The following is a 24747-nucleotide window of genomic DNA, read 5'->3' as shown; positions in this document are numbered from 1 at the left end:
AATGCCATTCAAAAACAGCCTGTTACTCCAAATACAGCCTGTCAGTATCAGCCTGTTATTCAAAACACAGCCTGTTATTCAAAAACTGCTTTCCAATAGCTGTTTTTCAATAATTCTCGATCAAACTGAATACAGGTAAATTTGACTTAATATAAATTTATTATATCATTCTTCTGCAAGTTGTTCAAAGTAACTCTGGATAACACTCCTGTACCCTTCAGGAAGGTTCTCGTAGTAAGCCTGAGAAGCAACGGCTTCCGGGTTGTAGACATCCGACTGAATAAAGGATTCGTTGTCTCTCTGTTCTCCGTCCTCCTGGATCGTAAAGCCCTCCCCTCCACCCGGAGGGATCTTTAAGTCTACTTCCTTGCCCTCAATTATGATAACGGCAGGTTCTCCAAAAAGTTCTTCATTGTTCTGCGGGTCTCCTGAAGTCCCACCATTTTCCTCTACGGAAATAAGATCCGAACCCGAACCAGGGAAGGGAATAGTTTCGATTACTTCCTCAAAGTCGAGTGGGCCGACAGTTGTCTGATATCCGGTGTTGGCAACGTATGCCAGAACCGTGACAGCAAACACAGTTATCAGAAGATCCTTTGCAAGCTTTTTTCTGTTAAGGAAGACAGAGGACTTCACAGGCTTCGAATCGATTATGACGCCGCCTATAAGGTCACGGACAATAATGTTATCCGTATTCCGGTTGTCATAAGCAGTCCTCATCCTCTCCCTGAGTACAGGGTATTTTTCTTCAATAAGGGAAATCGCATCTTTCTTTTTAGCCCTGTAATACCTGAATGCTGTGAGTATAAGAGAGAAGGTAAAGGCAAGAATAATCAGTCCCAGGGTCTCAAAGACAATTTCAGAACCAGGAATACTGTATTTTGTACCGGTATAGGGTTCGAATGCGTCAATCATTAGAAAAATATCCCTTATGTTAAAGAGAACAAAAAGGGCATAGAGAACCAGAAACGTTGCAAGAAGGTCTGCGAAAACATAGAATCCTCTATATTTCTTCAGAGCCGATTCGTGTTTGTTGATGATATTTTCAATCTCTAGAGCCATTTCGCTCCCTTCTGCAACCGGAGACCCGGGTGTTATTATATTTAAGAGTAGTATATAAAGAGGCACAAAGACATAGTAACATACTATAGAAAGATATTACAGAAATATACTATATAAAGGTATTATATAAAGGTACACGTTCCAGCTAAAGGTACACGTCCCACCTGCAAGTTCCTGCCGTATTATACATGTCCATGTTTATACCCATATCAGGTTTCTTTTTTGAACCTGAAGGCCCCTGATTATTCGGAAATCTTGAAGGCCGGATAAGAACCCAGTACTTTTAATGTATTAGTTTTAGTTTTTGACTTTGTACCAGCTTTTGATTTTATATCTTCAAAGGCATCTTTTATAAGTGCATCGCTTGTATGACCTTCAAAATCGATGTAGAAGTAATAGTCTCCGAGTTCCTTTTTTGAGGGTCTTGATTCGATTTTTGTAAGGTTAATTCCTCTTTTCGCAAAAGCCCCCAGAAGTTCGTATAATGCCCCTGGCCGGTCTTTTTCCAGGGATACGATAAGAGATGTTTTGCAGGACGAAAGACTGACCTTTTCTCTCCAGGTTTCTTGTTCAGCCTGGAGCTCATGCTCTGCATTTCGGCAGGGCTCCGGGCTCAATTCCCCTTCAACGCCTGCATCAACGCCTGCAGCTCTCAGGGTCTGATTCGATGAAATATGCTTCTCAGCCCGGATAACAATAAAACGGGTGTGGTTTTCCTTTCTGTCCTGGATATTTGAGAGCAGGATTTTCAGCCCGTACCGCTCTGCAGCCTCAGGGGATGCTATTGCTGCCATTTCCTCAAATTCCCCTGCCAGCCTGGCTGCATGGGAAGTGCTGCCCGTGCTCCTGAGTTCCGCTTCAGGAAAATGCTTTTTCAGGAAATGCCTGCACTGTGCGAGCCCCTGGGGATGGGAAAGGATTACCCTGATCTTCTCGGGCCCGCCTTTAGAGAGCAGGCAGTGCTCGATTTTGACAACTATTTCCCCAATTATAACAGCCTCGTTTTCAAGGAGGAGATCGAGAGTGACTCCTACGGAACCTTCGATGGAGTTTTCTACAGGGACTACGGAGATGTCTGCTTTTCCTTCAACTGCAGCCAGAAACGCATCCTCGATGTCTGCGAAGTACCGAAACTCTGCATCCATCAGGCTATTTTTCAGAGCCCACAATTTTGCAGCCCTTTCCGAATACGAGCCTTCAGGCCCCATTACACCTATGATCATCTGAAGGTTAATTGGGGGAATGGTAATAATAATTTTTGATGGCGATGTTGAATCATCTTAGTTGAGCCAGCAGAGTTGCACCGCCCGAATTGCGCCCCGGGATCACATGAAATCGGAGATTTCCTGGGAGTTGCGATGTAATCGCAACAGTACGCGTCCTTTTCGCTGCGCTCAAGAGGACTTTGTCCTGATGGGTGAAAATCACACAAATGAAATATGGATGAAGGCAAGAGGGAAAGGTATTGAGGAGCAGGTAAAGAAAGATCAGTCTGAAAGACCTGAATTTTTTAGTTTTCAGAGTCCTTTTTTCCCGGGTTGTCTGTTTTTTCCAGTTCTTCTTGAAGGTCAAGCTTCTCTCCTTCATTCCACAGAATTTCAAACTCCTCTTTGAGATTTTTTGCAAGCCCGATGTCCCGGATTTTCACAACCGAAAGGACCCGGTCCCTGTCTTTCGGGTGGGGTTGAAAAAGGACGACAATGCTGTCATCAACGACTCCAAAACAGGAATTAAAAGTCTGGAAGAGCCTGACGTCCAGGCCTTTTTTAAGTTTTCCGAGGGTTTCATCCTCCTGCCTGGAAAGGAGAGAAGTGAGAGCCCTGAAACGCGGAGAAACCATCAGCCTGATTTTAACTCCCCTGTCAATAGCCCTTGTGATTTCAGGAATCAGGCAGGCAATGACAGGCATCCCGAAAATGGGAGGAATGACACAGATAGATGTTTTTACTTCTCCATATATGGAAGTGGCAAATTTTTTGATTTCGGACTCGGTGATGGCTGTTGTCCAGAAGACCTCATCTTTTCGCTTCTGGACCTGGACAGCTTTCAGGGCCTGCTTTGCCTCTTCAACAATCCCTTTCAAAACCGCCATTTCTCTTTCAATTTCGCTTTTTCGCTTCTCAAAAAAAACATCAAGAGCAAGCTCAGGGTCAACCGCCCGAAACTTTTTGGGCCTTGAGGCCTGGACTTCCACAAACCCCTTTCCTGCCAGAGCTTCAAGGACTGTATAGATCTTTCCATAGGGCACTTCCGAATCCCTGTAGATGGCTCTTGCTTCTGAAACGCCCAGTTTCAACAAAGACAGATAGGCAGCTGCTTCATAGGCATTGAGGCCGATGTCCTGAAGAAGCTTTTCATTTTGCATACAGGAATTTGAGGTTTAATATCTTAAAACAGTTTCGAAAAAAGACCTGGGCATAAGATGCCGAAAAATACCGACATCTGATGCGAAAACAGTTTCTGATTTCGGATACCAGAAAAAATACGCCTTGCCTGAGAATTTAACCTATATTTCAATTTTATTTGAGCAGTTTCAGTGCATCCCTGCAGGCTGCTACGGCAGGCGCGCCTGAGGTTATGAATATGACATCCATAACTTCCATTATTTCCTCTTTGGTAGCACCGTTCTTAAGGGCACTCTGCATCTGTACAACAGTACATCTTTCACACTGCTTGGATGCGACAACTGCAAGAGCTATCATAATCTTGACCTTTGCAGGCAGGGCTCCGTCGGACAGCAGTTTATGGTTACATCTTTTGTATTTGTGCAGGAACTCCGGGTCCAGCTCCCCCAGGGTTTTCAGGATCTCCGGGGTAAAACCCAGTTTCTCACTCATGTCTTCAATTAACTTTTCATGTTCTCCCATATAATGAACCCCCAGTTTTGGTATGGTTATTATTTAGTAAATTGGATATTATTAATATTAAAGCTTGGGATGTATACTGTAGGAGAATAATAAATGAGTGACCCGTGGATCAGACGTCCGAGTTGCGCCGCCCGGGTTTCGCTTCGGCACCCGAATTGCGCTTCGGGATCACAGAGAATCGGAGATTTTCGGGGAGTTGCGATGTAATTGCAACAGCACGAGGGCCATTCCGCTCCGCTCAAGCGGACTATTTTGGGTAAAGATATTTAATGGATCAACCAAGAATAAAACGTAGATCAACCGTGGATTAACCTGGGAAGGCAGCGAGTACAGACCCAGATACTTTCCATGTTGTGCCTGAGGGGCATGAGGTAGTGGGTGTCTTCTCCGGCTCCGCATTCGAAGCAGTGGATTGAGATGTCTTTCTTTTTCGGCTGGGCTTCAGCTTTTTCCCTGTTAAATTCAACTGTGTACCTTTCTTCAATAGAGAGGGCGCCTTCGGGACAGACCCCGATACAGAAACCCATGCCATCGCAAAGTTCTTCGGATACTACTTTTGCTTTCCCGTTAATGATTTGAATAGCGCCTTCAGCGCAGGGTGCAACACATTTTCCGCAGCCTGTGCATTTTTCCTCGTCGATTTTTATAATTGTTCGTTTTACCATGAAGATTAACCCCCTTTCCCTTTAGATCAATTCCTTTTATGAAGAGATATTATCTGATTTGTCAAACTATCTGATTTATCGAAGTATCTGATTTATCGAAGTATCTGATTTATCGAAGTATCTGATTTATCGAAGTATCTGATTTATCGAAGTATCTGATTTACCGAAGAGATCAAACATCTGCTAACATGAACTGCCACTTGAAATCCGGCAAATACCCTTCCCTGTATAACATTCCTTTATAATCGTTTATTATCTTACTCATTTTACAGGTATACTTTATGAAATCCGTACCTGTTTCCCCTTTAAATAGTATTTTTTCTGCTTTCTCCAGAAGGTCCGGATAGATAAACACCAGCTCTTCTTTGGTGTGCAAAAAAAGAGCAGAAAAATCCCTGTGAATGACCATGCTTCTTTTCAAGAGCTCTTTATTTAAGGTATCTTCAGAGATATAGTCCTTGAATTTTAGATAAGCATGAAAGTTCGCAATGTTCTGATTTAAAGAATTCAAAATTGAGTATAGCATATTATCGGTTTGAGGGAGAGGAAGGTCCTGAAGCTCAGGATGTGCACCCTCATAGGATTCGTTTTCGTCTATATTTTTGTCCCGAGTTGTATCGTAGTCCATTTTATCAACCTGGTATATCTGCAACTTGTGTTCTCAACTTGCAACTTGTATTTTCAATTTGCAATTTGTATTCTCAACTTATATTATCCGCAACCTGTATTTTCGAAAAGAACCTGATTTTTTTATTACATCAGGAGGCTGTTTTTTACCAATCGGAAGTAAATTTTGTTCACTGAGTTTTGCTTACATGAGTGGGGTTTCAGTGGTGTGTTCCTTCCACCACTTTTATACCCGCATCCTGAATTGTCTTTCTGATGGTATCTATATTGGGGCATTTCGGATAGCTGTCCTCCATGAGCATGCAGGAACTGAGGTGTACGACATCGAAGTCATGCTTTTTCAAAGCATTTATCAGGCGGTAAACCCTCCTGCCCGAGCAGCCTCCACACGTAAAGAAAGCAATAATCTGCGCTTCCCCATCATATGCCTCAAAGTGGGACTTCCTCTCATTGAAGGCTTTGAAGCAACCCACTCCGGGACAGGCTTCCGAAACGATGTCACAGCGGACGACCGCGATTTTTGTTGGTTTTGTTTTTTCTTCCATGTATGACACCTGTTTTTACACCCGTTTTTATAACCATTGTTATAACTGTTTTTACACTTGCTGTACGTTTTACAGCAGGCGAGTAGACTCTTTCTGTCTTGGGGCTTTTACAACAAGCACCCTGAAGATGCCGTCTCCGGGGTTCAGGAGGCGGTGTGGAATTTTTGCAGGACTTTCGATTAACATGTCCCTGCTGACTTCTTCCTGTTCGTCCCCGATTTCAACGACACCCTTTCCTTCAAGAATGTAGAAAAAGACGTCCGTGGGGGTGACGTGCTTTTTTAAAGCTTCCCCTGGTTTGAGTTCGATGTGCACTGCCTGGGCATTTTCCGTATCATAGAGCATCCTTACGCTCACGTTATGAGGGTTCGGCTTTTCCGGCGAAGATTTCATCTCAACAACTTTCATATCGTTCTCCCCTTTTTGACCATTTTTCTGCGTTTTTGCCATGCGTTTTTGTTCTGTTTTTGTTCTGTTTTTATATATGCCTGATCAGTACCAATCTACTCAATCAGTCTTGAAGGAGGGCATCTCCGAAACTATACAGCAGTGAGGGCTTAGAGTCCGACCTTATTTTTGAACTCTTCAAGACCCGTGTCCTCAATGAATTTTCCGAGCCTCTTTTTTGTGCCCGAGTTTTTGTAGAAAGTTATGATTCTGTCCACGGCATCGAGAACCTCATCTTCAGAAAGTGCCTTTGCCACGACCTCGGCAAGCCTGGGAGTTGCAGCTGCAGAGCCTCCAACCATAAGATTATAGCCTTTTGCCGTGCCCATTATCCCTATATCCTTGATAGCAGGCTCAGCGCATGAGTTTGGGCATCCGCAAACGCCCATTTTCAGTTTTGAAGGCATGGGCATCCCATGATATTTCTCGTCCAGTTTGAGGCCCAGGCTCACTGCGTCCTGCTTACCCTGCTTACAGAAGGTTGTCCCCGGACAGAACTTAACGCTTCTTACGCAGAGCCCTATGGCCGCACCGGGTTTTATGCCAAGGTCAGCCCAGACATTATCAAGGTCTTCTTCTTTCAGACCCACGATTGCAATTCTCTGTGCAGAAGTCATCTTCAGGGCAGCTGCCCCATACTTTTCTGCAACGTTAGCGATGTTTCGGAGAGTTGCCGGGTCCACGAGTCCGCCTGGAAGATGGGGGGCTATTGCGTATGTCTCACGGTCTCTCTGAACGATTGCACCTTTTTCCGGTAAATTGTCTTTCACGGTTGATCCTTTCTCCTCATCTTTATTATTAGAGTTTTAAAGCATGCTCAAACTGCCAGGCAGCAGCATAACATATTGTGTAATTTTATTACACTGTGCTTGGGCTGTACATTGTACAGGGATATATCATTTAAAAGTATTTTTATAATATTGAATTTTATAATAGTATCCTTTTGATACCAGTATATTACATATACTAATTTATATATCAGACAGTTTCTATGTTTATACTATGAAAGACTGCACCGTCTACAAGACGATGAACATCATCGGGAAAAGATGGACAATCCACATCCTCCTGGAACTGCACAAGGGTGAAAAGAAAGAGAAACGTTTCAACGAGCTGAAAAGAAAGCTGGGGTACATAACCCCGAAGATCCTTTCGGAAAGGCTTACAGAGCTTGAGAATGAAGGCCTGATCACAAAAAAGGTCGATGACTCTACAAATCCCCCAAGATCCGAGTATTACCTCACTGAGAGCGGAATAGATTTTATAAAGATAATACAGGCAATAAAACGCTGGGGGCTAAAGTGGAAATTCCAGAATGAAGAATGCGAGAAAGCCATCTGCATGTACTGTGACCACTGAGCGCCCAAAGAAGTCCCAAAAAAATACTGTAAATTACGGCTGAAAACTATGGTTTCCCGGCATTGAAATTGTTTTATACTAACGAGTCCTAGCTTATATAAAGCAGGGGAAAAGGCAAAAGGACATAAAAAACAGTCTCAAGGCATTAAAAACGGTCTCAATTAATCTGCATAACCCCGGAGGCAGTAATGAATCTCGAAGAATCTATCGATTTTTTCTTCAAGCCTGAGAGCATAGCCTTGATAGGAGCGTCTCCGAACCCTGAGAAACTCTCCCATACGGTTCTGAAAAGCCTCCTGGAAATGGGTTTTAAAGGAAAGATCTATCCTGTAAACCCTGGCTACAGGGAAGTTGAGGGGCTTAAATGTTATTCGGCTCCCGGAGAGATTGAAGACAGGATTGATATTGCTATTTTTGCAGTCCCGGCTAAAGCTGTTCTTGAAATTCTGAAAGGGCCTGTGGAAAACATAAAAGGAGCCATAATTGTCAGCTCCGGCTTTAGGGAAACGGGGGCTGGCGGAAAGAAAATGGAAGACGAGCTGAGAGCTCTTTTAATAGAGAAAGGTATCAGGGCTATGGGCCCCAACTGCCTTGGAATATATGACACCATCTCAAACGTGGATACCTTTTTTATAGAGCGGGAAAAAATAGAAAGACCTGTAAGAAACGGGGTTTCCGTGCTTACGCAAAGCGGATCTTTTGCCGCTATGATTATGGACGAACTGGCAAATGAGGGGGCAGGCGTTGCAAGGGTCGTGAGCTATGGAAACAAGGTCGATGTTGACGAAAGCGACTGCCTTGAATTTCTTGCACAGGACGACGCCACAAAGGCCGTTGCCCTTTACATTGAATCCGTAGGAAACGGGCGGAGATTCCTTGAAGTTGCTTCAAGTTGTGTAAAAAGGAAACCTGTGGTGGCTCTCAAGGTTGGAAAGCGGGAGCCGGGCGCAAGGGCAGCAAGTTCCCATACAGGTGCCATTAGCGGGATGTATGAAGCCTATGAAGCCGCTTTTAGGAAAACGGGCATAATAGAGGTCGCCAGTTATGAAGAACTGAAAGATGCCTGCAAAGTCCTCAACCGGTATTCCCCTGTAGAAGGAAAAAGGGTCCTGATAATAACTGACGGGGGAGGGATAGGCATTTCCATTGCCGACTCCTGTGAGGAAGTAGGGCTCAAAGTCCCTGAACTTTCCGAAGCTGCGGTCAGGAAGCTGAAGGAGAAACTTCCGGCTTTTGCTTCCGTAAAAAACCCTATAGACCTGACAGGTAGTGTGCGGGATGAACATTATATTGCTGCCCTGCAGGAGGCTCCCGCGGGAGAATATGACCTTGCAATTGTCAGCCTGCTCTGGGGTCCGCCTCTTCTTACCGAAGGAGTTGCGGAAAAAATCAGGGATTTTGCTGAAAGCTGCGGGAAACCTATCCTGATCAGCTCTCCGGGGGGAAAGTTCAGCCGGGAAATGGCTTCAGCTTTTACAGACACCGGAATGCCGGTCTTTTTCACCCCTGAAAGCGTGGTCCGGGCGGCAGCCGTGCTTTGCGGAAGGAAAGGGTAAACAAACTGAAATTCGATTTGAGTGAAGAAGAACCCTGAATCTCCGGGAATAAATAAAAGAAAAGGATGAAATTAGGGAATCATAGAAAGGTTACACAAAGCCCGGCGCCGAAGAAAAGATTGACCAGCGCCTGTACCCCATGGCTCGCTTAACTCTTTTTACGGCAAGCTGGACTGCAGCTTCCCTTGGCAGGATTCCTTTCGTTTTTGCAGCTTCCAGTACCTGAAACGTGTTGTTTTTTACCTTTTCTTCAATTGACCCGAAAGCTGTGCACTGGGTGGCTCCCTGATACTCTGATGCCGCACAGATCACGCCGCCTGCGTTTGCAATAAAATCCGGGACGTAAAGAATACCCGCCTCATAGAGGATTTTTTCCGCACCCTCTGTGATCGGAATGTTTGCTCCCTCAATAATCAGTTTAGTGTTAAGAAGATGGACATTACTCTCGTTGATCACATCTGGACGGGCTGCCGGGATCCATATGTCGCAAGGAATGACGATAACTGCATCACTGTCAAGCTTTTTCCCGCCAGGATAATCAAGCACACTTTTTCCCTCTTTTTTAAGCCTGATCAGGGTATCCACATCAAGCCCTTCCGGATCGTGGACCGCGCCCCGGGAGTCAGCGACCCCTACGAGAACCGCGCCCCTCCGGGTAAGGAAACGGGCAGTATGCTTCCCAACAGCCCCAAAGCCCTGAACAACCACACGAGCCCCTTTCAGCTCGAAATCACAGTATTGCAACGCTACCTCGGTAGCTTGTGCAACCCTCCAGCCTGTGGCCCCTACTTCATCAAGAGGGATGCCCCCCACCTCGCATGGCAAACCCACCACTCTTCCGATCTCGTCTTTTATGCAGGCCATGCAGACCTCGTCCGTCCCCATGTCAGGGGCGAAGATGTACTCCTCCGTATATCTGAGGGCACTGGCAAGAGCCCGCAGCATCTGTCTTTTCTTTTCCAGAGGCATTTTCGGGTCCCCGTACATGACAATCTTCCCACCTCCATAAGGCAAATCTGCAGCTGCATTCTTAAGGGTCATGGCTCTTGCCAGCCTGAAACATTCTTCAGTACTCACATCAGAGGCCATCCTTACCCCACCAATAGCAGGTCCCCGCGCGATGTTGTCCACCACAAGAATCGCTTTCAGGTCAACTGACGGTTCGTAAACATGAATGATCTTAAATGGCCCAAGCTCATCCGCAAATCTGAACATGTCCTCCATTAACTTAATCCCCCTCTTTGTACCTGAGTTTCATTTTATGATTTTCAGATAATTTCAGAACTGTATTAATTATGATCCTGCACCTTGAAATGTTTTATGTCCCCTTCGCCCTAAAAGAGGGCACTTTTTTGTGGAAGTTGAAGCACCTGAGATACATGAAAAAAGCAAATAAAAAGAATTTTGTGCTGCAAAACTTTGAGTTCCTATCTTTTTGTCGTTTTTATCTATTCTTCGTATTTCCAAAAAAACGGGTTCAGATTCCTCAACGTTTCTTAGAGATGTATGGAACAGAAACCTGTGATAGCTCTATAAAGCTGGAAACAGGGAGCCGGGCGCAAGGGCAGCAAGTTCCCACACAGATGTAATTAGCGGGATGCAGGAAGCCTATGAAAGAGAGGACAGTAATTTATTTTAGGAAAATTATTTCAAAAACTATATAATAATCCAGGAGATTTATAGTATCAAATATATTTTTCTGAGTAAGTCTCTTAAAAAAGTAATCGTTTGTAATCATTTCCAGCCTTAGCCTTACTTTCGTGTTTTCTCCAGAATAGAACCCGGAAATCGGAAGGATGGGTAAAGAACAGGATGAGTAACATGGAAACAGTATTAAATAAATCAGAATTTTCCTGGAAAGAGTATTTTTCAGATAAAAAGAAAGGGGGACACCGGTTTTCAACTGAAGAGTTTCTTGCTAAAGAAGCTCAGGAAAAATTGTTTCATTTAGGTGGAGGTAAAACTCTCCTCGATTTTGGGTGCGGTGCAGGAGAACTTCTGATATATTATATTCCAAAATATGAGAGAGTAGTAGGGGCTGACTTTTCAAGCTCCATGCTTTTTGAAGCTGAAAAGAAAATCTGGCAGCAGAAATACAAAAACGTAGACTTAATCCTTGCAGATGACAACACTGTTTGGGATAAATTAAGCTTATCGTTTGATCGAATTACTGCAACCGCAGTGATCCAGTATCTGACACCTGAGCAAATAGATGCTTTTATCCGTAACGCATCCGAATATCTCAATGAGGAAGGAAAAATAGTATTTTTTGATATAATTGATCCCAGGCTGTATTCTTTATGGAAACTCGGATGGTTTTCAGAGAACTTTAGATTATGGAAGAGTTTGTCCAAAGTTGGTATGGGGTGCTTAAGGCAAGTGTCGGGTATTTTGAAAAACCGTCCCGGAGATATAATTGGGGATACTCACAACCCCTACCTGATTGAAAAAATTGCCAATATGCATGGATTCAAAATGGAATATGTAAAGTCCATGTACTATGAGTACAGGTATCATGTGATATTATCGAAGATGTCATAAGACCTTCCGGGTCCCATGAATGAAACTTTAGGGGAGGGCTCAAGGCTCTGGTCTACAATTTTACGGATAACTTTTTTTGAGCATAACCTTAAATCCGCTTTTTTGTAAGGAATATGCCAAATTGGAGTTAAGTCCGGAATAAAATTTGTTTATTTTTGGTATTGCAGAAGTCCTGGAGTCTATAATGTACATCGGATAAGAATGCAATTCAGGTTTTACTCTGGAAAGTTAAGCAGGTAAATCAGGGACTGCCAGGACTTCTACAAACCAGGTTATTTATTCATTCATCATTTTTTTGCCTGCTTCCAATTTTCCATGAGCCTTATTCAGGCCTTCCTGACTGAACAACCGATCAAATTCAGGATACTTCTGGAACTCGCCTGTAATCTCTTCAAATACCTGATGTTTCGGACTGATGATGACTACATGTGCCGGAGGATGAATTTTCTTCAACCTGCTAATCGCTGTCCCTGCATTATTACTCAGTTCCACAAGTGCAGCAGAGTTACATTTTGACCTGAGAGGCACCCCCATTACACTAACAAGAAGCGCATCGGCATAATCGTTTTCAACACATCTGGGATTCGTTGAAAACTGAATGTCTCCATATATTTCCAGGTCGTGTAATGCGATTCTTACTTTTGCCGGGTCGTCTGCCCGGACTAATGCAAAAGATTTCATTTTTAACACACCAACAAGCTTTTAAGTCACTCCCAAACCATATAACTGTTTTCCAATTTTTACTCAAAAAAGCAGATTTTCAGTGAAAAATGAGTTTAGAATGTTCAACAGGTCGCCTCATACCGGACGCTATCTGCATAACCACCTTCAATTTAAATATTAGTAGAGTTCAGTATATTTTCTGGAAAAGAAAAGGTAAACTCATCAATCAAAAGGCGGTGCGAATCAATAATCCTTTTTTGCGGTGCACTGCCTTATTGATTTAACACAGGATTGTTTTCAGATTTCATGTGATCTTTTTATTGGTTGTTTTCCATCCACCCAATCATCTATGAGTGCCCATAACTCAGAGGAATTGCGATCGATCAACAGGCTACCATGCCCCTGGTTATTCCAGCTTATAGTAGTAACCCTGCTGTTCGTTTCTCCTACCTCATCTTCGTACCACCATGCGCCGTAATCGCCAAAGCCTCCTCCGAGTCCTACATAAAGTACCGGAGAGTCTATTCTGGAAGAATTTATCTCATATCCCTCCACATTGCCCATCAGGCCGGCCATATACTGGTCCAGATACTTTGGCGTATAAGGGACAGCTCCCCCGGTTAAAGTCAAATTGAGCAGCCGGTTTTCGTCAACATGATAGAGGCCGCTAAGATCCCCGCTCCAGTAGTGATAGTCCGGAGTATAGGGATATTCGGAAAAACTATATGTCTGGCTTGCCATGAGCCTGAAAAACTGCCTGTTTGTGAATGTAAGATTGAAATCGTGCCCTTCAGGCTCTGTAGAAGCCTTGTAGCCTCTGTACATCATACCTGCCATACTACTATCATTATAACCTCCTTTTTCGATACTTTCGGAAATAGAAGCAAATTCCTGCGCCTGATTCTGTATTAATTCCAAATTTTTTGGATTATATTTGATAATAATATCAACAGGCACTACTCTGTCAACAGAGCCTGCAGGGAGATCGTCATACTCACTTGCCTCATAAGCCGTTAGAAGCAGTGCTCCATGACTGTGGCCGATTGCTGTAACCTCTATGCTTTCTGCAGATTTTCCGTTTAAGAGAGCTGTATGGCTTCTTGAGACATTGATACCTTTGTATGTGTCCTGAAGGTATTCCTCAAAAGTCCAGTCCTGCATAAAACTGAAATCAGTTTCATCCACTGGAATATTTGTCTCTCTCCTATCCAGGATATATGCACTGTACCCCTGCTGAGCATAGTATATCGCCATGTCGGAATAGAATTTCTCAGTCAAAGCATGCCCTGGCAGAATCACCAGATTTTTATCCGCTTTTGTATTCCAGGGACTTTTCTCCTGCACATAGTTGGTAAGAGTGATACTGTCATATTCTCCGGGCCCAACGTATAACTTGATTTTATACTCTGCCACATCCCCAGAAACAAGTCCTAGTCTACTGCTTTCAGTTAGAGACAAATCTGGTTTTGAAACAGTGGACTGAGAAGAAGTGTACGAGGTTTCGGGACTACTCGCTTGATTGTAAATATTATCTATTTGTAAATCAGGAACAACGTCTGAAGCCGGAGAAGAAACTGCTAATAGAACAAATAAGACAGTTATTAGAAAAATTCGCATTTTCATGAGCTCACCTTTTTAAGAGTATAAAACGAAGGTACGGACTTGAGAATCATGCGTTTTAAAAGAAGACCTGTTATTCCCGTTTTAACGTCAAAGAGAGCAGTGTAAGACAATAAGAATAAGCCAGATAGCTAAAAGTCGCAGCACAAGGACGGATAAAGCTCCAGCCGGCTTTTTAAGATTAGCCTTGGGGATAGCTGACGAAAAGGCTTTCTCACTGGAAAAGTTATCTCACCGATTATATTCCTGTGCTCCTTATGCCCTCAAAACACTACTTCTCAAATAAATATAATTTTTACAGATAAGAATTGCGATTTTAATTTTAAGTTTGATTTTTTTATAGTGTTATGAATAATTCTATACATAAAATACTTTTAAGGTAAGCGGGAGACCTGAAAAAGAGTCAAGAAAAGTAGTGTTTCTCAACTCTTAATAAACTGCCATTTATATTGCCATCCCTAAAATCCATTTTTTTAGTGAGTTTTCACAAATGATACAAAGGAAAAGACGGGAGAAATACAGAAGCTATATCCTGATTTCAACAATATCGCAATTGGAAGACAAAATTCACATAATTTTACTGCAGTAAGCCAGCCGAAAGTGAATTAAACCATAGGCTCGATAAACCCAGGACGTACTTATTGGAGAAAAATAGTTCCTGGTGAGATCAAAAGTAAAAATTTTGAAAAACATATTTTGCAAAATAATTCTACAGGTAATCCCCTGGAAGAGGTATAGAGGATGAAAAAATATCTGTCAATACTATTAGTTACAGTCCTTATTTTTGGGGCTGTACTCCCATGCGCTACTGCAGGGGCGAAGGTAAATTCATCAGGAGACAATTCGACTATTGAAGATGAAACTACTGTTGTTGATGTTTCTGATGACACTAATGAAAATTCTGTTGAAAAAGAAGATACTATTGTTGCAGATGATTCTGTTGTAGTTGATACTACTGTAATATCAACAGATAACGATATTTACAATTCTGACGATGACTATAATTATGAGTCTTCAGATGATGATATTATTACATCTGTAAACACAGACGAGGATTACATCACAGCTAACAATTCTTCTGTATATAATGGTGATGTCACAATTATAGGTGATTCATCACAGACTAATATCCAGTATGTAGAAACAACACAGGTAAACATGGATAATAGCCAGAAGGTAACTGTTGATGTTAAGAATGACAATTCAGTTGTCAACAATATATATTTTGAATCAACAACAGATTCAGGCAAGGCAAAAGTTGTTATCGAAGATCTGAAAGATGATACATCTTTAGTTGAAAAACCAACAGGTGATATTTACAAGTCATTTAACATATGGATCGACAGTGATAATGTAAATGATATTGAAGATGCAGCTGTTAATTTTAAAGTTGAAAAGACATGGCTTCAAGCAAATGGTCTTGATAAATCATCCATTGTCCTGAATATGTATGATAATAGTAAATGGGTAGCAGTACCAATTACAATAACAGGACAGGATTCAACGTATGTGTACTTTACAGCTGAAGTATCTGAATATTCCACATTTGCAATTACAAGCAAAACAATAACTGTAAATAATACTCTTACATCAACATCTTCGGATAATAATACAGAAGAAACAAACGGTCTAAAAAGAAGTGAGATAATACATATACTTGAAATGATTCTCGCATATCTTAAGGGAAACTAATTTCCCTTATTTTTTTTGATGAGGTATCATGCGTAAACATATAAAATTAGCATGACTTTTTCTTTTCACTTGTATTCTAAATTTATTTTGTGGTTGGCACAATACCTCAATTAATATATTTGTTTATGGGTTAATTTTGATTTTAATTTATTTAAATAAATTTCATAGTATTCCATTTGATGTCATTTAGCATCCTCTTAGAGGCTGTCTTAAATTTAAATAATCCTTATTTCCGGCTTATTCTTTAATGTCAAAACGCTCTAAAAAACTTCCTTATCCCAGTGATTTATGGAACTTCAATGTTCAAGGCAGAGTCGTTTACTATTTCGGGGAAGATATTGAGAATGCAGAAGACTACACGCTTAACCTTCCAATCCAGGTAAAAACAGAGTCATATCTCCCGGAGAAAACCATGCCCGGGTTCGAAGCAGCAAATTTAGAGATAAAAACATGTATTTTAGCCACCAATATAAGCAAAGAGAGAATGGGGACTCAAACCATGGCAACGCTGAAAGATTCCGTAGTAATAAACAGATCACCTGAAGCTGTTTTTGAATGGTTTGCTCATTTTACGGAAAACTACAGAGCCTGGCACAAAGACCACGTACTTGCTAAGTGGGTTAAAGGACAGAATTTTGAAAAAGGCTCTGTGCTTTATGCCGAGGAATACCTCGGGGGCAAACTGGAAAAATTAAGCTTTGAGATTACCAGCTGTGTACGGAATGAATTGATCGAGTATAAAGTGCTTTTTCCGGAGTCTCTTATTTGTTCCGGCGGCTCGTTTTCCATAAAGCCTTCAAATGGTGGAAGTGTTTTTACTGCTGCGCTTTCATTTCGGTTTGGAGGGTTACTTTCAAAGGTTGCGGGGAAGAGGGTTGAAGATATCAGGGGGCACATGAAAGAAGAAGGGGAGAACCTGAAAATGTTATTGGAAAATGGAGAAAAAATGTAAGTACCTATGAAGAATGACAAAATGTCCTGACAGCTTTAATTTCCCGGGGTTTTCAGCTCTTGCTCTTATATTAACCAGTTTTTTGTGATTCAAGTATCTCAAGGAATTTTTTAACAGCCCTCCGCAGAGCCCTGCTTGTCATCAATCCTATCATACAGCTCTTTCAAATCCCTGTGCAATCTGATGACTTCCTTTTCCCAATCCTTTTTACTGGACCCCGGGCAGGAGCCCATCTTTAAAGCTGCCATCTTCGCGTAGTTGCGGGAAACTTTCCTGTTGCTCCAGGAAAGGCCGAACGCCTGATCGGTTTTTTTGATGCTGTATTTTTCGTGGATCAGGAACTCATAGAGTTCAGGGACCTTATCCAGCTTTTCTCCGGAGCTTTCGGGAAAGTCCGGGGAAAGGTCAGCCAGATTCTGAAGGTGGGACTTGACACCACAACTTTCGGGGCACAGTTTTTTCGAGTTTGCAAAATCAAGAATCTCCCTGAATTCAAGGAAAATATCCGTCTGCCCGAAACCTGAAGGCAGAGTTTTTCCGAGGAAGATGAGGACATGGATGCATTCGTGAAAGAGGATTTTTGCAATCAGAAACTCGATTCTCTCCTGAAGGTTCCATAACCTTTCGACCAGCTCCTCGTCCCACAGTTCATGAGGATTTACCAGAATGAGGGACCTGTAGATTATTTTCTTATCTTTTCCGGAAACGACCCTCTTCGGCTCGAAGGCTAACCCCTGCAGCTTTCCGAAAAACTGTATCCTGACCGCCAGTTCCCAGCAGTGTTCCCATCCTCCGGAATGCACACTTTTTACCCGGTAGTATTTTCCATCAAAGTGAACCTTTTTTATCAGCCGGTAAAGGTCCTCACTTTGTTCTTTAATAAGCATTTTTATCATGGGCTCCCGGTAAATGTTCAGATCAAGCTGGAGAAGCCCGGGAGAAAAAAACAGGTACTCAGAAGCAGGAAACGAAACAGGAGCAAACGCCGGGACAAGATAGGGGAACGGTGAAGCTGCAGATGACAATTTTCCCCGTATACTATGTACGTGCAAATCGACTTTTTCCTTTTGTGAAGCCTTTTTTGCTCCTGTTCCCTGCTTCATAAAGCCACCCCTCACAATTGACCCTGTTTCCCCATATTATCAAGTTAATTTGTAATAAAATATTTGAGAATAATAGTAATAAATAATAGAGGTATTCTAAAGATAAATAATTATTCATACGAAATTGCATTTTTGTATTACAATATGAAAGAATATAAAAAACTGAGATTCTTCCGAATCAGCAAATAAAACCTGGTGTTTCAGGCAAAACTGCCGGACCAATATAAGCTGAAAAACAAAATTCATAAAAGGGAAGTAGGATAACTGAGAATTCATATAAGAGGGGTGGGATAGTTGATCATACTTGAAGAGCCATACGTTTCTCAAATTCTGAAGGACATCATCACAGAGATGAAATTACCTGTCCTGAAAAACAAAACCTCTGAACGCCTGGGTTTCAACAAAGACGTAAAACTTCTTGAAGACACTGAATTCATAGACCTCCTCAAAAGCCAGAAAACCTGCAAACTATACAGCAATTCTGAAATCTCCCTCGTCTGGATAGCAAACAACCTCAGATTCACCGGAATTCCTGAAAAAATAGGGCTCTTTAAGGATAAGTTCAGATTCAGGCAGCTGATTGAGCACATCTATCCTGACTTTTCCTATCAGGGAGTGAAATTTGAAAACCTGGACGAACTGGATATCGGAGCCGTTAAAAAGCCTTTCATAATCAAACCGGCAGTTGGGTTCTTCAGTGCAGGAGTTTATAAGGTCAGTACCATGGAAGAATGGGAAAAGATCCTGCCAGCCTTAAAGCAGGAAATGGAAGCAATCAAAGGGTTGTTCCCGGCTCAGGTGTTCAGTTCAGGGAAATTTGTGCTTGAAGATTACATCGAAGGGCCGGAGCTGGCTGTGGATGCTTACTACAACGACGAGGGAAAGCCGGTGGTCCTGAATATCCTGAAGCACCTGTTTCCGGCGGAAAATGATGTTGAAGATAAGGTCTATGTGACTTCAAAAAAGACCATTGAGACCTATCTGGAAGCAGCCCTGAAACTTCTACAGCAAATAAATGAAGCTGCAAAGCTGTGGGATTATGAGGTGCAAGGTTCTGAGTTGCCGGACGCGGGACTGCAGGGACCAGGACTACGGGATTTCCCGCTGCATATTGAGCTGCGGGTGGACAAAAACAACAGGTTAATACCTATAGAGGTGAACCCGATCAGGTTTGCGGGGTGGTGCACTGCCGATATCGCGTATTATGCTTACGGAATCAATGTCCACAGGTATTTTTTAGAGGGGCTGGAGCCGGACTGGAAGGAGATCCTGAAGGATAAGGATGAAGCTCAGGAGAGGGGGAAAGATAACAGTACCTACTGCCTCTTGATTGCCAAAAAGCCGGATGAGATTGAAACGGAAGATATTGAAGCATTTAATTACGAAGGTTTTGTTTCTCGCTTTGAAAAGCCCCTGGAACTGCGGAAGCTTGATTACAGGCAGTATCCGGTTTTTGCGTTCCTCTTTACTGAAACAAGGAACAACAAGTGGGAGGAGATTGACAGGTATTTAAGGGCAGATTTGAAGGAGTATATAAGGGTAAAAACTAAGAATTGTAGTTGAGAACCAGATCCCAAAGCCTATAAAGGAGAAAACGAAAAATACAGAACCAGAGAATAATGAATATTTAAACCACGTAAAGAATGGCATAAAAAGAATTCAGACCATGAAATTCCTTTCCGGCCTGTATATCCTGATTATGCTCAAATCCAATAATTAAGGGGCTTCAGTGAAGCCACCTTCTTAAGCTGTCTTCTTAAGCTGTCTTCTTAAGCTGTCTTCTTAAGCTATATTCTTAAGCTATATTCTTAAGCTATATTCTTAAGCTGTCTTCTTAAGCCATATTCTTAAGCTATATTCTTAAGCTGTCTTCTTAAGCTACCTTCTTAGGTTCACATTTCAAACCTTGTCATAACTCCATGAAGCTCATCAGCAGGAAGCCTGTAGAACTGGACAAACGAAGGGGATAGTTTCTTTATTACGGAAAAGGTTCTCCATATTAAATTACTGGTAAATATGTCTTCGATTCCGTAAAAAATTGTTTTTTCAGTAACGCCATTGTCTTTCAGAATTTGTTCCACATCAACAATTTCCATGTAACCCATCTTTATTTCAAATAACCTCAATCCTTTTGCCAATTCTTTTGTGAACGAGCTCTCGACTCCAAATGGACTGTCTGACTTAATAATTGAAATAAAAATGTTATTTTCATAAATAATGTTATTCCTGAACATTACGTGGGAAATGTATTGAGGGATTCTGTTTATGTCTCGTGAAAAGAAAAGGGCAGTTCCACTGATTTTATTTTCGGTGGTATATACCTTATTATATTTTTCAAGGAAATCCTCAAATTTAGCGGGCTTCATCAGTTCATAAAGCCTTTTTTGCCCGGAAGTGTATATAACTATAAGAGCAAAGACAACAGCTGCTATAATAACGGACCAGTAACCTCCATGCGGTATTTTATAGGTATTTGAGAGGAGGAATACTATGTCGATGAATGTTATAAATAGCGAAATAATAACCTTCGACGTCTGTTTTTTGTGATAAAATATCGAAGTCATCAACATACCCGTAATCGTCATGGTCCCGGTAACTGCCAGTCCATATGCAGCCGCAAGTTTGCTCGATTCTTTAAACACAAATATCATGCATAATACGGAAATAAGGAGCATCCAATTTATCGCACTTATATATATCTGTGACTTTAATTCCCCGGATGTATAATCTATTTTTAACATTGGCATTATTCGGGTCGTTATTCCCTGATAAACTATTGAGAACACGCCGCTAATCATAGCCTGAGAGGCAATAATCGTAGCTATGATGCTCAGGATAAGGAATGGAATAAATATAATATGTGCCTGATGATTGATCATCTCAAATAAAACATTTTTAGAATCAGGATTTCTAATAAGGAATGCTCCCTGCCCAAGATAATTGAAAACCAATGCGAAAAATATCAACTTCCAGGCTTTTAAGATAGGCTCTCTCCCAAGATGGCCCATATCGGCATATAATGCCTCTCCACCGGTACAACAAAGAGTAACTTCAGATAATACAAAGAAGCCTACAAGTCCGTTATGTGAGAGAAAGTCAATAGCATAATACGGATTTATAGCCTTTAATACAGCCGGGGTATAAAATATTGAGGCAATGCCTGAAACTGCAAGAGCTAAAAACCAGACAACCATTATTGGTCCAAATGCCCATGCAATTTTTTCAGATCCTTTATTCTGGAAGGAAAAAAGGCCTATTGCAATCAAGCTGGCAATTAACATAAGAGTTCCCTGTCCTGTATTTTCAAATCCGGAAATAATGCGTATCCCTTCGACAGCACTCAGTATGCTTATTGCAGGCGTAATTACTCCGTCTCCGAGAAGGAACGAAGTCCCAATATAGGCCAATATCGTAATTAAAGAAACATTTCTACTTGATTTCAGCAGGGGAAGAAGGATCTCTTTTAAGACTATAGTGCCTCCTTCTCCTTTTTTTCCCAAGCTCATAGCAAGCCAGGCATATTCCATAGTCACCAGTATAATAAGTGTCCAGATGATTAAAGATAAAACTCCTATTACGTGAATTTCCGTAGGTCTTGTGAGAAGAAATATAACTGTAAGGGTATAGATGGGACTTGTCCCGATATCTCCAAAGACAAGACCCATAGAGTTTACTATTCCCCTGAAATCGGGTTTTGAAAACATAATCTATCTCCTATTTATTCCGGGAATTTTAGGCAAAAAGTATTATTTAGGATGAAAAGTTACAGGTACCTGAATCCTGTGGCAACAAATCATGATTTTACTTTGCCCAAAAAGAGTGAAAAGGAATTGAATTTGCAGAATTTTTAACTCGCCAATTTCCCGTTTTCATTTAAAATTCGTCTCTATCTTTTGATTTTCAGCTTTTTATTAAATTAATCTAAAGTAAATATTATTTTATAATAATGCATGGTGCTGAAAATTACTTTTTCATATATAAAGATCTTGACCCATTATCCCGGGAAATCTATATTAAACAGTTATCAAGCCAATTAATTGATTTTAATTCTTCTGATCCACAAAATTCTGTCCTCAGGTTATAAATTAATCTCTGCATCTGGGAAGTAAATAAAAAACTTTTCACCGCAAATAAGAAAATGTTAAAGGCAGAGAGATCAAAGAAGAATAGGATAAAAAATATGTGATAGAGTCAACTACCCCCGAGCTAAAGACTCAGGGGCTTCCTGTTGAGGTTTTATGAAAAATGTGTGAGTCCAAAAACGGCGGGAAAAATGAGCAGGGAAACGGTAGAAGAAAAAGGGAACACCGGAGAGAAAGAGGCAAAGGAAAGCAGGGATGAGAAGGAAAAAACAGAAGTCCTCCCAACTCAAAAAGTTACGGAAGGGGTGGATGTCCTCCTCGGAGACCCTAAAAAAGCCGTGGTCAAGCTCTCAATTCCTATTATAGTTGCAATGTCCGTACAGACCATCTACAGCCTGACCGATACTTTCTGGGTTGCAGGTCTTGGTGCAGATGCCCTTGCTGCGGTGGGGTTTGCCTTTCCTTTTTTCGTTATTCAGATGGCGCTTACAAGCGGGCTTGGAGTTGGGGGAGGAGCTGCGGTTTCCCGGCGGATAGGTGCAAGGGACAAGGCAGGCGTGGATAACGTTGCAGTGCATACCTTCGTGATAATGTTCATCCTCACAGTTGCCCTTACCGTGCTCGCACTTGCCTTTGTAAAAGACCTCTTTATGTACAGCGGAGCCGGGGATACAACCGGATTAGGGGTTTCATATGCCCGGGTTATCTTTGCAGGCAGTTTTGTGTTCTTTTTTACGAACGTTGCAAACTCCATTCTCAGGAGTGAAGGGGACTCAAAGCGAGCCATGCAGTCCATGATCCTGGGGTCTGTCCTGAACATAGTGCTTGACCCAATTTTCATATACACTCTGGGGCTTGGGGTTGCAGGGGCTGCTCTTGCGACTGTGATTTCTTTTGCCAGCTCGGGCCTGCTGATGTTCTACTGGTTTTTTGTTAAAAAGGACACCTATGTGACTTTCAGGTTCCATTCCTTCAAATTCGACAGAGCCATTGTCCGGGACATCTTCAGGGTAGGGATACCGTCATCGTTCGAGCAGGTAGCTCTGGCAATGACCGCCCTCCTCATGAACCTTATAATTGTCAATGTCAGCAGCACCGATGGGGTTGCAATCTACGCCACGGGCTGGAGAGTCGCAAGCATTGCGGTTGCTCCCTTGATAGGAATTTCAATCTCCGTGGTCTCGATTAGCGGGGCTGCCTTTGGAGAACTTAACTTTAAAAAAGCCCGGCAAGCCCTTATTTATGCAACAGAAATAGGCTTTCTGGTAGAAGCCGCCATAGGCATTGCTGTATTCGCATTTGCCCCGCAGATTGCAGCCATTTTTACCCAGGCCGAAACTGCCGCCCGTATCGCCCCTGAACTAACAAGGCTCCTGAAAATTATGACCGTATTCTATCCGGCGGTTGCCTTCGGAATACTCTCTGCATCTCTTTTCCAGGGGGCAGGAAAAGGCACAAGCGCCCTTATTGCAACTCTTCTCCGGAGCCTTATAATGACTCCCCTCTTTGCCTTGCTCTTTGCCTATGAATTCGGCTGGGGGCTGCTTGGTGTGTGGTGGGGGCTGGTTGCGGGTACGGTTATCGGGTCTGTGATCACTTTTGTGTGGGCTCAGTTCTACCTGAGACGTATGATCCATGCTACAAAACCCGGGGAAAAATGTTGATTACGTCAGAATGCCTGATACTCGCAGATATCTTCGATTATCAGATCATAAAATATAAATAAAACCTATTTGGTATTTAGTTTGAAATCGAACAGTACGAAAAGTAAATAGTAAGATTTAATACAGTCATGATTCGGATGATAAGATAGAAATTAAAACCCAGTCAAACCCGATAAGCTTCGGTAAACCCAACAAAAAAGTCAAACCCGATAAGATCGGGAAAACACCCGCCAGAAACCAGTCAGAAGATTGAATCAAGCACGCCTCGCAAAACAGATCTTCTGGATCAAAAACGCCTCACAAACAGATCCCTGGCGACTATCCCTGGCTTTATCATCCGGATCAGGACTGGAAAAAAGCGCCTCACTGTGATAACCAATGAAAGAAGAAATAATAAAAGAGACGGTAAAACTTCAGTTTGAGATGATCCATCTCTTCCATAAAAATTTTGCCAAAACTTTTCACCAGGCAGGAAATAGCCCATACAGTCTTAACAAGAATCAGAATAAGGCTATCCTGATTATAGGTTCAGTAGGTGAGATAATGCCTACGACTCTTGGAAAATGCCTGGACCTTCAGAAAGGGAGCCTGACCAGCATGATCGATGCTCTGGAAAGAGAAGAGCTTGTCTTCAGGAAGGGAGACCCCGGGGACCGGAGAAAGACCCTGGTTTCACTTACGGAAAAAGGAAAGGCCTACAGGGACTGGTTCACAGAGGAACTTGAAAAAAGTGTATCTGAGGTCCTTAACAGGCTTGCTGAAGAAGATATTGCAGCCTACCAGGAAAGCCTGAAGACAATGCTTGGCACACTGAAGAAACTGGATGGAAGTACCTGAAAGGGAAAAGCCCCGGGCCCTGGGAAACGATACTGGATACTGAGATCTGCAATGTACACGGAGCTCATAGGCAAACTCAAGAAACTCGGATTCACAGAAAACGAGGCGAAGATCTATTTGGGACTCCTCAGCATGGGCGAGGCGACAGCAAGGGAAATCCATGAATTTACGCACGTTCCCAGGCCAAAGATTTATGCTACGCTGGAGAGAATGTCAAAAAAGAAGTATGTGGAAGTCATCGAAGGACCTCCAGCATATTTCAGGTGCATTGGTCCGGAGCAGCTGACCGAAAGGCTTAGAAACGAATTTCTTTTCTCCCTGAATGAAACATTGAAGGAACTTAATTCTGCAGGTTACGGGATAAAAAACAGGTTCATTTAATGTTTGGTCTGAGTTCCCTGAGCTCCTGAAAAGGATTACATTCCTGAAAAAGATTCATTCCTGAAAAAAGAGGAAAAGGGAAAA

24 protein-coding genes are annotated in these 24747 nt (G+C 42.3%); 10 read left to right on the top strand and 14 right to left on the bottom strand.

Annotated elements, in window-relative coordinates; genetic code table 11:
• Positions 1 to 165: 165 nt before the first annotated feature.
• The 9 genes from EO92_RS15465 to EO92_RS15425 form a co-directional block, all read right to left on the bottom strand.
• Positions 166 to 1062 carry a hypothetical protein gene (locus EO92_RS15465; RefSeq protein WP_048172957.1) on the bottom strand — a complete coding sequence of 299 codons (897 nt, stop codon included), beginning with the start codon at positions 1060 to 1062 and terminating at the stop codon, positions 166 to 168.
• 242 nt (positions 1063 to 1304) lie between these two features.
• The gene (locus tag EO92_RS15460; RefSeq protein ID WP_048172955.1) at positions 1305 to 2285 is read right to left on the bottom strand and encodes a prephenate dehydratase; all 981 of its coding nucleotides are present in this window, start codon (positions 2283 to 2285) and stop codon (positions 1305 to 1307) included.
• 287 nt (positions 2286 to 2572) lie between these two features.
• Positions 2573 to 3427 carry a TrmB family transcriptional regulator gene (locus EO92_RS15455; RefSeq protein ID WP_048172953.1) on the bottom strand — a complete coding sequence of 285 codons (855 nt, stop codon included), beginning with the start codon at positions 3425 to 3427 and terminating at the stop codon, positions 2573 to 2575.
• Between the two features lie 154 nt (positions 3428 to 3581).
• Positions 3582 to 3929 carry a carboxymuconolactone decarboxylase family protein gene (locus tag EO92_RS15450; RefSeq protein ID WP_048172951.1) on the bottom strand — a complete coding sequence of 116 codons (348 nt, stop codon included), beginning with the start codon at positions 3927 to 3929 and terminating at the stop codon, positions 3582 to 3584.
• A 296-nt stretch (positions 3930 to 4225) separates the two neighbouring features.
• On the bottom strand, positions 4226 to 4594 hold the full coding sequence (locus EO92_RS15445; RefSeq protein ID WP_048172950.1) for an ATP-binding protein: 369 nt from the start codon (positions 4592 to 4594) through the stop codon (positions 4226 to 4228).
• A gap of 172 nt (positions 4595 to 4766) precedes the next feature.
• Positions 4767 to 5222, bottom strand: a complete 456-nt coding sequence (locus tag EO92_RS15440) for a hypothetical protein (RefSeq protein ID WP_048172948.1) — start codon at positions 5220 to 5222, stop codon at positions 4767 to 4769.
• A 199-nt stretch (positions 5223 to 5421) separates the two neighbouring features.
• Positions 5422 to 5766: a CGGC domain-containing protein gene (locus EO92_RS15435; RefSeq protein ID WP_048172945.1), complete on the bottom strand. Its 345-nt coding sequence runs from the start codon at positions 5764 to 5766 to the stop codon at positions 5422 to 5424.
• Between the two features lie 69 nt (positions 5767 to 5835).
• Positions 5836 to 6174: a cupin domain-containing protein gene (locus EO92_RS15430; protein ID WP_048138216.1), complete on the bottom strand. Its 339-nt coding sequence runs from the start codon at positions 6172 to 6174 to the stop codon at positions 5836 to 5838.
• 149 nt (positions 6175 to 6323) lie between these two features.
• The gene (locus EO92_RS15425) at positions 6324 to 6983 is read right to left on the bottom strand and encodes an NAD(P)/FAD-dependent oxidoreductase (protein WP_048135563.1); all 660 of its coding nucleotides are present in this window, start codon (positions 6981 to 6983) and stop codon (positions 6324 to 6326) included.
• A 232-nt stretch (positions 6984 to 7215) separates the two neighbouring features.
• Between EO92_RS15425 and EO92_RS15420 the strand changes: the two genes are divergently transcribed.
• Positions 7216 to 7572 carry a helix-turn-helix domain-containing protein gene (locus EO92_RS15420; protein WP_048135565.1) on the top strand — a complete coding sequence of 119 codons (357 nt, stop codon included), beginning with the start codon at positions 7216 to 7218 and terminating at the stop codon, positions 7570 to 7572.
• A gap of 188 nt (positions 7573 to 7760) precedes the next feature.
• Positions 7761 to 9128 (top strand): acetate--CoA ligase family protein, encoded by a 1368-nt coding sequence (locus tag EO92_RS15415; RefSeq protein ID WP_048172943.1) that lies wholly within the window; start codon positions 7761 to 7763, stop codon positions 9126 to 9128.
• Positions 9129 to 9218: 90 nt separating this feature from the next.
• On the opposite strand, the gene EO92_RS15410 is transcribed toward EO92_RS15415, so the two are convergent.
• The gene (locus EO92_RS15410; protein ID WP_235283370.1) at positions 9219 to 10352 is read right to left on the bottom strand and encodes a Glu/Leu/Phe/Val dehydrogenase; all 1134 of its coding nucleotides are present in this window, start codon (positions 10350 to 10352) and stop codon (positions 9219 to 9221) included.
• Positions 10353 to 10507: 155 nt separating this feature from the next.
• Here EO92_RS15410 and EO92_RS15405 point away from each other — a divergent pair, with 155 nt between their 5' ends.
• Positions 10508 to 10717 (top strand): hypothetical protein, encoded by a 210-nt coding sequence (locus tag EO92_RS15405; RefSeq protein ID WP_156165859.1) that lies wholly within the window; start codon positions 10508 to 10510, stop codon positions 10715 to 10717.
• 223 nt (positions 10718 to 10940) lie between these two features.
• The gene (locus tag EO92_RS15400; RefSeq protein WP_048172939.1) at positions 10941 to 11669 is read left to right on the top strand and encodes a class I SAM-dependent methyltransferase; all 729 of its coding nucleotides are present in this window, start codon (positions 10941 to 10943) and stop codon (positions 11667 to 11669) included.
• Positions 11670 to 11945: 276 nt separating this feature from the next.
• Here EO92_RS15400 and EO92_RS15395 read toward each other — a convergent pair whose 3' ends face one another.
• Together EO92_RS15395 and EO92_RS15390 are read right to left on the bottom strand one after the other, a co-directional pair.
• Complete coding sequence (locus EO92_RS15395; protein ID WP_048135570.1) at positions 11946 to 12350, bottom strand: DUF356 domain-containing protein; 405 nt, start codon at positions 12348 to 12350, stop codon at positions 11946 to 11948.
• 279 nt (positions 12351 to 12629) lie between these two features.
• The gene (locus tag EO92_RS15390; protein ID WP_235283369.1) at positions 12630 to 13745 is read right to left on the bottom strand and encodes a hypothetical protein; all 1116 of its coding nucleotides are present in this window, start codon (positions 13743 to 13745) and stop codon (positions 12630 to 12632) included.
• Between the two features lie 948 nt (positions 13746 to 14693).
• Here EO92_RS15390 and EO92_RS15385 point away from each other — a divergent pair.
• Positions 14694 to 15644 (top strand): PGF-pre-PGF domain-containing protein, encoded by a 951-nt coding sequence (locus tag EO92_RS15385; protein ID WP_048172935.1) that lies wholly within the window; start codon positions 14694 to 14696, stop codon positions 15642 to 15644.
• Between the two features lie 247 nt (positions 15645 to 15891).
• On the top strand, positions 15892 to 16596 hold the full coding sequence (locus EO92_RS15380; protein ID WP_048172934.1) for an SRPBCC family protein: 705 nt from the start codon (positions 15892 to 15894) through the stop codon (positions 16594 to 16596).
• A 110-nt stretch (positions 16597 to 16706) separates the two neighbouring features.
• Here the strand turns inward: EO92_RS15380 and EO92_RS15375 are convergent, their stop codons facing one another.
• Complete coding sequence (locus EO92_RS15375) at positions 16707 to 17699, bottom strand: hypothetical protein (protein ID WP_048172931.1); 993 nt, start codon at positions 17697 to 17699, stop codon at positions 16707 to 16709.
• 294 nt (positions 17700 to 17993) lie between these two features.
• On the opposite strand from EO92_RS15375, the gene EO92_RS15370 reads away from it, so the two are divergent.
• Positions 17994 to 19262 carry an ATP-grasp domain-containing protein gene (locus EO92_RS15370; protein WP_048172928.1) on the top strand — a complete coding sequence of 423 codons (1269 nt, stop codon included), beginning with the start codon at positions 17994 to 17996 and terminating at the stop codon, positions 19260 to 19262.
• 329 nt (positions 19263 to 19591) lie between these two features.
• Here the strand turns inward: EO92_RS15370 and EO92_RS15365 are convergent, their stop codons facing one another.
• Positions 19592 to 21403 carry a KUP/HAK/KT family potassium transporter gene (locus EO92_RS15365; protein ID WP_048172926.1) on the bottom strand — a complete coding sequence of 604 codons (1812 nt, stop codon included), beginning with the start codon at positions 21401 to 21403 and terminating at the stop codon, positions 19592 to 19594.
• A gap of 569 nt (positions 21404 to 21972) precedes the next feature.
• Here EO92_RS15365 and EO92_RS15360 point away from each other — a divergent pair.
• The 3 genes from EO92_RS15360 (at position 21973) to EO92_RS15350 (ending at position 24663) form a co-directional block, all read left to right on the top strand.
• On the top strand, positions 21973 to 23445 hold the full coding sequence (locus EO92_RS15360) for an MATE family efflux transporter (RefSeq protein ID WP_048173010.1): 1473 nt from the start codon (positions 21973 to 21975) through the stop codon (positions 23443 to 23445).
• A gap of 378 nt (positions 23446 to 23823) precedes the next feature.
• Positions 23824 to 24282 carry a MarR family winged helix-turn-helix transcriptional regulator gene (locus EO92_RS15355; RefSeq protein ID WP_048161235.1) on the top strand — a complete coding sequence of 153 codons (459 nt, stop codon included), beginning with the start codon at positions 23824 to 23826 and terminating at the stop codon, positions 24280 to 24282.
• Positions 24283 to 24333: 51 nt separating this feature from the next.
• The gene (locus tag EO92_RS15350; protein WP_048161236.1) at positions 24334 to 24663 is read left to right on the top strand and encodes a TrmB family transcriptional regulator; all 330 of its coding nucleotides are present in this window, start codon (positions 24334 to 24336) and stop codon (positions 24661 to 24663) included.
• Positions 24664 to 24747 lie beyond the last annotated feature (84 nt).

This window comes from Methanosarcina sp. 2.H.A.1B.4, from assembly GCF_000979385.1.
Classification (GTDB): domain Archaea; phylum Halobacteriota; class Methanosarcinia; order Methanosarcinales; family Methanosarcinaceae; genus Methanosarcina.
This window is presented reverse-complemented; position numbering and strand designations above follow the sequence as displayed.

What these genes read in the sequence shown, in the direction of transcription:
- EO92_RS15465 (WP_048172957.1), bottom strand. Translation starts at nt 1,062, where the DNA reads ATGGCTCTAGAGATTGAAAATATCATCAACAAACACGAATCGGCTCTG.
- EO92_RS15460 (WP_048172955.1), bottom strand. Translation starts at nt 2,285, where the DNA reads ATGATCATAGGTGTAATGGGGCCTGAAGGCTCGTATTCGGAAAGGGCT.
- EO92_RS15455 (WP_048172953.1), bottom strand. Translation starts at nt 3,427, where the DNA reads ATGCAAAATGAAAAGCTTCTTCAGGACATCGGCCTCAATGCCTATGAA.
- EO92_RS15450 (WP_048172951.1), bottom strand. Translation starts at nt 3,929, where the DNA reads ATGGGAGAACATGAAAAGTTAATTGAAGACATGAGTGAGAAACTGGGT.
- EO92_RS15445 (WP_048172950.1), bottom strand. Translation starts at nt 4,594, where the DNA reads ATGGTAAAACGAACAATTATAAAAATCGACGAGGAAAAATGCACAGGC.
- EO92_RS15440 (WP_048172948.1), bottom strand. Translation starts at nt 5,222, where the DNA reads ATGGACTACGATACAACTCGGGACAAAAATATAGACGAAAACGAATCC.
- EO92_RS15435 (WP_048172945.1), bottom strand. Translation starts at nt 5,766, where the DNA reads ATGGAAGAAAAAACAAAACCAACAAAAATCGCGGTCGTCCGCTGTGAC.
- EO92_RS15430 (WP_048138216.1), bottom strand. Translation starts at nt 6,174, where the DNA reads ATGAAAGTTGTTGAGATGAAATCTTCGCCGGAAAAGCCGAACCCTCAT.
- EO92_RS15420 (WP_048135565.1), top strand. Translation starts at nt 7,216, where the DNA reads ATGAAAGACTGCACCGTCTACAAGACGATGAACATCATCGGGAAAAGA.
- EO92_RS15415 (WP_048172943.1), top strand. Translation starts at nt 7,761, where the DNA reads ATGAATCTCGAAGAATCTATCGATTTTTTCTTCAAGCCTGAGAGCATA.
- EO92_RS15410 (WP_235283370.1), bottom strand. Translation starts at nt 10,352, where the DNA reads ATGGAGGACATGTTCAGATTTGCGGATGAGCTTGGGCCATTTAAGATC.
- EO92_RS15405 (WP_156165859.1), top strand. Translation starts at nt 10,508, where the DNA reads ATGAAAAAAGCAAATAAAAAGAATTTTGTGCTGCAAAACTTTGAGTTC.
- EO92_RS15400 (WP_048172939.1), top strand. Translation starts at nt 10,941, where the DNA reads ATGAGTAACATGGAAACAGTATTAAATAAATCAGAATTTTCCTGGAAA.
- EO92_RS15395 (WP_048135570.1), bottom strand. Translation starts at nt 12,350, where the DNA reads ATGAAATCTTTTGCATTAGTCCGGGCAGACGACCCGGCAAAAGTAAGA.
- EO92_RS15385 (WP_048172935.1), top strand. Translation starts at nt 14,694, where the DNA reads ATGAAAAAATATCTGTCAATACTATTAGTTACAGTCCTTATTTTTGGG.
- EO92_RS15380 (WP_048172934.1), top strand. Translation starts at nt 15,892, where the DNA reads ATGTCAAAACGCTCTAAAAAACTTCCTTATCCCAGTGATTTATGGAAC.
- EO92_RS15375 (WP_048172931.1), bottom strand. Translation starts at nt 17,699, where the DNA reads ATGAAGCAGGGAACAGGAGCAAAAAAGGCTTCACAAAAGGAAAAAGTC.
- EO92_RS15365 (WP_048172926.1), bottom strand. Translation starts at nt 21,403, where the DNA reads ATGTTTTCAAAACCCGATTTCAGGGGAATAGTAAACTCTATGGGTCTT.
- EO92_RS15360 (WP_048173010.1), top strand. Translation starts at nt 21,973, where the DNA reads ATGAGCAGGGAAACGGTAGAAGAAAAAGGGAACACCGGAGAGAAAGAG.
- EO92_RS15355 (WP_048161235.1), top strand. Translation starts at nt 23,824, where the DNA reads ATGAAAGAAGAAATAATAAAAGAGACGGTAAAACTTCAGTTTGAGATG.
- EO92_RS15350 (WP_048161236.1), top strand. Translation starts at nt 24,334, where the DNA reads ATGTACACGGAGCTCATAGGCAAACTCAAGAAACTCGGATTCACAGAA.